This window comes from Amycolatopsis sp. NPDC058340 (assembly GCF_042723975.1).
GTDB lineage: Bacteria > Actinomycetota > Actinomycetes > Mycobacteriales > Pseudonocardiaceae > Amycolatopsis.
The window spans coordinates 1-8089 of record NZ_JBHXIB010000077.1 but is presented as its reverse complement, the minus strand read 5'-3'; the positions used below and the strand labels follow the sequence as shown (position 1 = coordinate 8089).

Here is an 8089-nt window from a genome sequence, read left to right as displayed (position 1 = left end):
TCTTTGGTGTCGCGGGGGGGGTGCGTTGGTGCAGTTCTATCACCAAGACCAACACCACCAACCCCCCCCCCCCCCACCCCGGTGCGAAGCGCTCCGATCGGGCCCTGAGCGAGCCCTGGTGTCCCTTGTGGACGGATCTCGGCCTGGCAGATCGGGCTTCGGCCCGCCACACGCCACCTCTGCCTTACCCTTGACTGACCCCGATCGGCAACGTGGCGGCCACGCCCTTGGCGTGCCTGCCGTCGAGCCGGTCCAGGGTGACCCCGCCGCGGCGGGCGGCGAGTTCCAGGTCCCGCACCGCGTGATCCACCGCTTGCGTCCCCGCGGCCGCGATCCGGATCGCGGCGCTGACGCGGGGTTCGGTCTCGGCGGCGCCCCGGCGCGCGGTCACGGCCAGGGTCACCGCGGATCCGGGGGCCGCGGCGAGCAGACGGCGTGACAGTTCCGCCGCGAGCACCGGGGGAAGCGCGTCCCAGCCGTCGAGGCGGAACGTGGCCTGGCAGATCTGCCCGCTGTGCCAGAACCGCCAGTCTTCACGGATCCGCGCCCGGCCCGCCGTGACGTGCGCCAGTGACGCGAGCGTGCCGAGGACCTCGTTTTCGCTGAGCGCTCGTACCGGCAGGCCGTCGCGGCGAAGCTGCCGCCGGACGCGCCGGACCGCGTTCCCCAGTGCCTGCCGCACATCGGCGTCGCGGTGGACGTCGGCGGTGCGCAGGGCCTGCAGCGCGACCCAGCCCCGCGGCGGACGGGAGCGGTCCGCGCCGATGTGGTGGATGACCTGCGCGGCGACGTCCAGTGCCTGCTCGCGTGACGGCGGCAGCAAACTCGTCGGCGACGGCATCGGCTGCTCGCGGGCGGCGGATTTCGGTTGCAGCACAGCGGTGATCCCGTCGGCGCGGCTGACCATGAACACCGTCTCGTCGCCGATCTCGCCGGTGATCCCCGTCGCTTCCGGCGAAAGCAGGCGCAGCAGCGCCCGGCCCGCCTCGCCCGCGTGCCGGAGATCCCGGTCGCGGTCGCGGGTCAGGTAGCCCGACGCCGAACCGAGCCAGGCGTAGAGCCAGCGTCCGCGAATCCGCACGGCGGTCAGCGCGAGGACCACCACGGAGGCGGTGACCACCGCGGCCGCCAGCGGCCACGGCCGCCCCGCCACCAGGACGAGCGCGACGAGGACGAGCTGCCAGCAGACGATCTGCGCGACCCCGATCCCGCCGATCCGGCCTGCCCTTCGTCCCCGGCCGGGCGACGGTGGATTCGGCCGCGGCGGACCGGGCGCGGGGGCGGGAACCGGTGCCGCCGCGGACCAGCGCGGTCGCTGCTCAGCCTGGCGAGCCGCCGTGAGCGCGGCCAGCGCGGCCTCGCGGGCGGCGGCCCGTGCGGCGGGTGCGGCGTAGGCGAGCGGATCGGGCACGGCCTGGGCCCGCGGCACGGCCGGGGCGAAATGCGGAAGCGGTGGCGGCGGAGCGGAGTACCGCGCGTCCGTCCTCGCCGCGCCGAGATCGGTCATCGTCCTGCCTCCTCGAACCGGGTCCGCCCGAGCCTGCCCGGCGAACATGAGGTTTCGATGACACGGCGCCAGCGGGCGGCGGGACAGGGACGTTTCATCGAAATTTCATGGTCGCTCTCTAGCTTGATCACGTGAACACCGACGAGCGGGGCACGAAGCGGTTCAGCGTGGTCGCCAGGACGAGAATGGCCGTGGCGCTGGTGGTCGCGGGCTGCCTGGCGCTGATCGGCCTCGCCGTGACCGGACAGGCGGCGACCCCCGAACGGCTGGAGTTCGTCCAGGTCGGCCACTGGGTCTACAACGACGCCGCGCAGTCCGCGTTCCACGTCGACGGTTCGACGAACCGCGTCGACGCGCGCGCGGACGTGCCCGGCGCGAACGGCAGCCAGGTCGCGCAGGGGGACGGCTCCGGTTACGTGGTCGAGCGGAACCGCATCACGGAGTTCGACAAGGCGACCTTGAGCGTGGCGGAGTCCACACCGCCGCCCGCGCCGGAAACGCCGTTCGTGCTGGAGGTCGCGGGTGGCCCGTACCTGGTCTACCGCAACGCCGGGCAGATCGTGCGGCTCGGCGACCCGGCCGCGACAGTGCCCGCAGGGGGGCCGCTGTCCCGGCCGGTCGCGACCGCCGAGGGGACGGTGTGGGCGCACCGCGTCGACAACGGCGCGATCTGCGATCTGCCCAAGGGCGCCGCCGTCATGACCTGCCCCGCGCAGCTTCCGCCCGGGCACGGCGGCGGGCTCACGCTCGTCGGCGACCGGCCGGTCGTGCTCGACACCACCGGCGACAGCCTCCACCGCGTCGGACCGGACGGGCTCGGCGACGGCCTTCCGCTCGGCATCAAGCTCTCGCCGTCGGCACAGGTCGCCAACAGCGCCGTCGGCGACCGGCTGGCCATCGCCGACCCCGAGCGCAACCAGCTCCACCTCATCGACGTCAGCGGCCTCGACCAGGACCGCCCTTCCGCGAAGCCGATTTCGGTCGAGCTGACCAAGGGCAGCCGGTTCAACGGCCCGCTCTCCTCCTCGAACGTCGTCGCACTGGTCGACGAGACCCGCGGCGAGGTGCTGACCTACGACGCCGCCGGCAAGCTCAAGTCCACCGCGAAGGTGCCGGGCCAGGGCACGCCGCCGAGGCTGGCCAAGGGCGAGGACAACCGCATCTACGTCGACAGTTCCGACGGCTCGCACGTGCTGGTCGTCAACGGCGACGACGGCACGGTGGTCGACGTCGACGTCGACAAGGCGGCCAACACCCAGACCGCGGGCGCGCCTTCGGCCGATCCGGAACCGTCCGGCGACCAGCCCCCGCCCCAGCAACAGCAGGCGCCGCCGAACACCCAGCAGGCACCCCCGCCCCCTCCGGTGGCGAAGGCGACTCCGCCCGGCGCGCCGAGGAAGGTGACCGCGAGCTCGGGGGACGGCTCGATCAAGGTCTCGTGGAGCCCGGCTGCGGACAACGGCGCGCGGATCACGGCCTACCGGGTGACCTGGACCGGCGGTTCCACCCGGGTGAGCGGATCGTCACGGGGCACCACGATTTCCGGGCTGACCAACGGAACCCCGTACGTGGTCACCGTGGTCGCGGAGAACTCGGCAGGCCTCGGGGTCGGCGCCAGCGCCAAAGCGGTCATCCCGGGACCCGCGAACCGGCCTGCCGGGGCGCCGGTCGTCACCGCGAACGCCCGTGCGGATGGGAAGGTTTCGGTGAGCTGGACCCAGCCCGACCTCCGCGGCGGCACGCTGGTGCACTACCTGGTGAGCGTGACGGGCAAGGGCCAGCGCACGGTTTCGGCCACGTCCGCGGAGTTCACCGGGGTCACCGGCACCGCGACCGTCACGGTCCGCGCGGTCACGAAATTCGGCTCGGGAGCGGCGATCAACGGCGCCGCCGGTAGCCGGAAGGTCACCGTACCGGTGCCGTCGGATCCGCCGTCGATCACCATCTCCGGTGTCCGCGTCGGCACCACGGGACTGATCGTTTCGGTCAACGCCAACGGAAAGGGTGCGGCCGCGACCTGCCAGGCGGAGTTCAACGGCGCCCGCTCGGCCTCGAAGGCCTGCTCCGGCGCCACCAGCTTGAACATCAACAACGTGGTCTATTTCGGTGCCATCACGGTGACGGCCACCATCAAGACGTCCGGGGGGACCGGCACGGACAGCTGGACCGGTTCGCCCGGCGCGGGCGGCGGCGCCCCCGGTGGCTCGCTGATCTGGCTCGGGCCGATCGCGATGGTCGGCCTGCGCCGACGAAAGGAAAAGGAACTTCTGTGACGCTCACACCCAGGGTCGCCTTCGAGCAGATCGCCGAGAACGTGCAATCGGTGGTGCGCGGGAAACCGGAGGTCGTCCGGCTCACCGTGGCGGCGTTGTTCGCCGAAGGGCATCTGCTGATGGAGGACTTGCCCGGCGTCGGCAAGACGACGATCGCGCGCTGCGTCGCCGCCAGCATCGGCGGCCGGTGGAGCCGGATCCAGTTCACCCCCGACCTGCTGCCCGGCGACATCACCGGCGTGATGGTCTACCACCAGAACAACGAACGCTTCCAGTTCCACCCCGGTGGCATCTTCGCCAACGTGGTGCTGGCGGACGAGATCAACCGGGGTACGCCCAAGACACAGGCCGCGCTGCTGGAGGTGATGGCCGAACGCCGGGTCACCGTCGATTCGGTCGGGCAGGCGGTGCCGAGGCCGTTCCTCGTGGTGGCCACGCAGAACCCGATCGAACTGGAGGGCACCTACCGGCTGCCCGAAGCGCAGCTCGACCGGTTCCTCATGCGTATTTCGGTCGGCTACCCGGATCTGGAATCCGAGATGCGGGTGGTGATGGGGGACTGCGCCGGGGTGACCCCGGACGAACTGAAGCCGGTGCTGAGCATCGCCGACGTCCAGTCCGTGATCGACGAGGTGCGGAAATCCCATCTGGCGCCGGAGATCGTCAACTACGCGGTCCGGCTGGCCGCGGCGAGCCGCTCGCATCCCGACGTCCGCTACGGCGCGAGCCCGCGCGGCAGCATCGCGCTGATCCGGGCGGCACAGGGACTCGCCGCCACCTTCGGCCGCGACTTCGTCACCCCGGACGACGTCAAGGACGTCGCGCATCCGGTGCTCGACCACCGGCTCGTGCTGACCCCCGACGCCGAACTCAACCAGCGGCGGACCGCCGACATCGTCGACGAACTCCTGGGCGCCACGGCCGCGCCCATGGCCGCGATGGGGAGGTAGGCGTGCGGCTCACCCGCCGCGGCGTCATCGTGCTGGCCTTCGCCGCCGGGTTCTACGCCCTCGGCGAGCTGGCCGGGTACACGTTTTTCCGTGCCTTCGCCGGGATCGCGGCCGGCGCGGTGCTGATCGCGCTGGCCACCACCAGGTTCCGGCCGAAGGTGGAGATCGGCCGGACCGTGCGGCCGGACCGGGTCGAGCGCGGGAAACCCGCGCTGGCCTCGCTCGTCGTGCGCAACACCGATTCGCGGCGGCACGGCGGTTTCGCCGCGGCGGACGGCATCGGCGGCGAAACGCACAGCCTGCGGGTCCGCCCGCTCGCGCCCGGCGCGGAAGCGACGTACCACTACGAGCTGCCGACGACGAGACGCGGGAAACTCCGGGTCGGCCCGCTCGTCGTGCACCGGCCCGACCTGTTCGATCTCGCACGCGGCGACCAGACCGTCGGGAGTTCCGCGTGGTTGTGGGTGCACCCGCGACGGCACGCGGTGCGCGCGGCGCAGGCCGGTCATCCACGCCACCACCACGAAGGCCCGATCACCGATCCGCCGCTGCGTGGTTCGGCGGATCTGCGCGCGGTGCGCGAATACGTGGTCGGCGACGAGGTCCGGCATCTGCACTGGAAGGCGACCGCCAGGACCGGGCGGCTCATGGTGCGCGAGTACGCCGACCCGGCCCAGCCCCGGTTCACCGCCGTGCTCGACACCCGGCCCGCGTCGATGAACCCGGCCGTTTTCGAGGAGGCCGTCGAGGTGGCGGCCTCCCTGTTCTACGCGTCGGCGTCGGCCGGGCAGCACTGCCGTTTCATCACCTCCGCCGGCGCGGACACGCCGACCGACAGCGGGGTGCGCGCGGCGAGGACGCTGCTGGACGAACTCGCGCTCGTCACGCAGGACGCGGCGGACGACGCGCCGCTGCTGCCCTCGGCACTGGCCGCCGCCGAACGCCCCGGCGGGGTGCTCGTGCTGATCACCGGTCCCGACGCCGATCTCGGTCACGCCGCCCGCTGGCGGCCCGACACCGTGGTCCGGCTCGGTGACCTCAGGCCGTCGGCCGGCTCGCGCGGCCTGATCGTCGCGGTCGACGCCGCCGGTGCCGCGGCTCAGTGGAATACCTTGGTGGGGAAGGCATGAGCGACCGATTCGACCGGATCGCGGCCGCCGCGCTGCTCGCCGCGACCGGGATCACCGGGCTGCTGTTCGCGCCCGTGTTCGGCTGGGCGGCGCTGCTCGTCCCGGTGCTCGTGGTCGTCCTCGTCGCGTACGGCTGCGCCGAACTGACCGCGAAGTTCCCCAAGCTGACCCCCTACCGGCCGCTGCTCGTCGCGCTGCTCGGCCTGCTCGGGCTGATCGAGACGGTGCTGACCTCGACCACGCTCGCCTTCCTGCCGACCGGCGCATCGGTGCAGGGGTTGGCGCGCGGCCTCACCGAAGGCTGGCGGCTCACGCTGCAGTCCACCTGGCCCGCGCGGCCGATCCCCGAACAGCTGTTGTTCGTGCCGCTTTCGGTGCTGCTGGCCGTCGTGCTCGGGCTGGAACTGTTGCTGCGTCTCAAGAAGCCGCTCGTGGCGCTCGTGCCCAGCCTGGCCGTCGCCGGTCTCGCCCAGGCGTATCAGGCGTTGACGGGGGTTTTCGCGGTGGTGGCGGCGCTGGCCTACGCGCTGCCCGCCGGGCTCCTGCTGTGGTCGGGCCGCCGCGTCCGGTCGGTGAGCCGGGCACCCGGTGGCCCTCGGTTCTCCTGGCGGGTGACCGGCTCGGCGATCTGGCCCGCACTGTCCACTGTGGTCGCCCTCGTCGCCGGTGCGGTCGCGCTCGCCGGGCTCGACCCGGCAGGTCGCGATCCGTTGACACTCAAGGACACCCAGGCCGCCCCACCACCGAGAAGCCGGGTCGGCAACCCGCTGGACGAGATCGCCCAGCGGCTCATCCGGCCGGGCGAGGAGGTGTTCCGCTACCGCGGTGACACCCCGGTCGATCAGTGGCGCTTGATCGTGCTGAACGGTTTCGACGGGGCGAACTGGCTGTCCGACTCCCGGCTCCGGCGGCTCGGCGCGGGCCTCGACGCCGTGCCCGGCGTGCGTGGCAGCGCGGAACTGAAGGTGCGCGGGCTCTCGGGACCCTGGTTGCCGAGCCATCAGGATCTGACCGGTGTGGACGGTCTGACCCCGTTGGTGGACGAGTCGGCGGGCACCCTGATGATGGAATCGCCGTCGGACGCCCAGGAACGGAACTACCGGCTCAGCTGGTCTTCACCCGAGGTCGATCTCGGCTCCGGGGAGATCGACCCGCGGGCGCCGGGCGGCCTCGACGGACTCGGCACGGTGCCGCCCGACGTGGAGAACGTGGCCAAGGACGCCGTGCGCGGCCTGCGCCCGACGTTCCAGTCCGCGTTGCAGCTGGAACGCTTCCTCAGCACCAATTATCAGGTCGCGACGGGTACGGAGGAGCTGCCGACTGGGCACGGCTGGCCGCAGCTGAGGCATTTCCTGCTGGAGAGCAAACGGGGGACGAGCGAGCAGTTCGCCGCCGCGTACGTCGTCTTGGCGCGGATGAGCGGTATCCCGGCCCGGCTGGTCGTCGGGTTCCGGGGCTCGGCCGAGACCGACGGCGGGATGCACGTCGTCCGCAACCGCGATGTCCTGGCGTGGCCCGAAGTCGCGGTCGCCGGTGCGGGCTGGGTGGCACTCGATCCGACCGCCGCCGCGGGCAAGGCGGAGCGGAACCAGGCGGGGCCCGGCAAGGCGGTCGCCCGCGCGAGGGCCCAGCTTCCCGCCGAACAGCAACTGCGGCCTCCCCAGCTCCCACCGGGCATGCCGTCGGAATCCGGCGAGGATCAGAGCGCCGAAGCGGGGATGAACTGGTGGTGGCCGTCGCTCGCCGCCGCGATCGTCCTTTTCGGACTCCTTTGGCTCGTCGGGGTCCCGGTGGCCAAGGTCGTCCGCGCCCGGCGGCGGCGTCGCCGGTCCGGTGCCGAAGGAGTGCTGGGCGCGTGGGACGAGATCCGCGACCGGTTGCGCGCGCACGGCGTGCCGTTCCGGATCGGGATGACCCCGCGCGATCTCGCCGAATCGGCCGGATCGCTTGCCGGGGAAGGGATCCGCGAGCCGGTCGCCCGGCTGGCCAAGGTGCTGGACGTGACGCTGTGGTCCGGTGTCCCGGTGGGGGACGGTTCGGTCCGGCGGGCGTGGCAGGAGGTCGGCGAGGTGCGCCGGGGGCTGGCCACCAGACCGTTCGCGGCTCGGGTGCTGGCGGCACTCGAGCCGCGGACCCTGGTGCCGGTCAGGACTCGCGAACGGGGCTGAGCGTTCGGACTTCCTGGCCCCAGGGAGGTGTCGCGAAAGCCACTTTCGCAACGTTGAAGGT

The 8089-nt window shown here is 72.5% G+C and carries 5 protein-coding genes; 4 read left to right on the top strand and 1 reads right to left on the bottom strand.

Going from position 1 to position 8089, the window contains the following annotated elements; all coding sequences use genetic code 11:
* Nucleotides 1-184: 184 nt before the first annotated feature.
* Complete coding sequence (locus ACFWIW_RS40045) at nt 185-1507, bottom strand: type VII secretion protein EccE (RefSeq protein WP_378373263.1); 1323 nt, start codon at nt 1505-1507, stop codon at nt 185-187.
* A gap of 131 nt (nt 1508-1638) precedes the next feature.
* Between ACFWIW_RS40045 and ACFWIW_RS40040 the strand changes: the two genes are divergently transcribed.
* From ACFWIW_RS40040 to ACFWIW_RS40025, 4 genes are read left to right on the top strand one after another with little or no spacing between them, the layout of a single operon-like run.
* Nucleotides 1639-3780 (top strand): fibronectin type III domain-containing protein, encoded by a 2142-nt coding sequence (locus ACFWIW_RS40040; protein WP_378373262.1) that lies wholly within the window; start codon nt 1639-1641, stop codon nt 3778-3780.
* Nucleotides 3777-4730: an AAA family ATPase gene (locus tag ACFWIW_RS40035; RefSeq protein WP_378373261.1), complete on the top strand. Its 954-nt coding sequence runs from the start codon at nt 3777-3779 to the stop codon at nt 4728-4730. Before ACFWIW_RS40040 ends, ACFWIW_RS40035 begins: the two co-directional genes overlap by 4 nt.
* A 2-nt stretch (nt 4731-4732) precedes the next feature.
* Nucleotides 4733-5860, top strand: coding sequence for a DUF58 domain-containing protein (locus tag ACFWIW_RS40030; protein ID WP_378373260.1), 1128 nt, complete (start codon nt 4733-4735; stop codon nt 5858-5860).
* Nucleotides 5857-8028: a DUF3488 and DUF4129 domain-containing transglutaminase family protein gene (locus ACFWIW_RS40025; RefSeq protein WP_378373259.1), complete on the top strand. Its 2172-nt coding sequence runs from the start codon at nt 5857-5859 to the stop codon at nt 8026-8028. Before ACFWIW_RS40030 ends, ACFWIW_RS40025 begins: the two co-directional genes overlap by 4 nt.
* Nucleotides 8029-8089 lie beyond the last annotated feature (61 nt).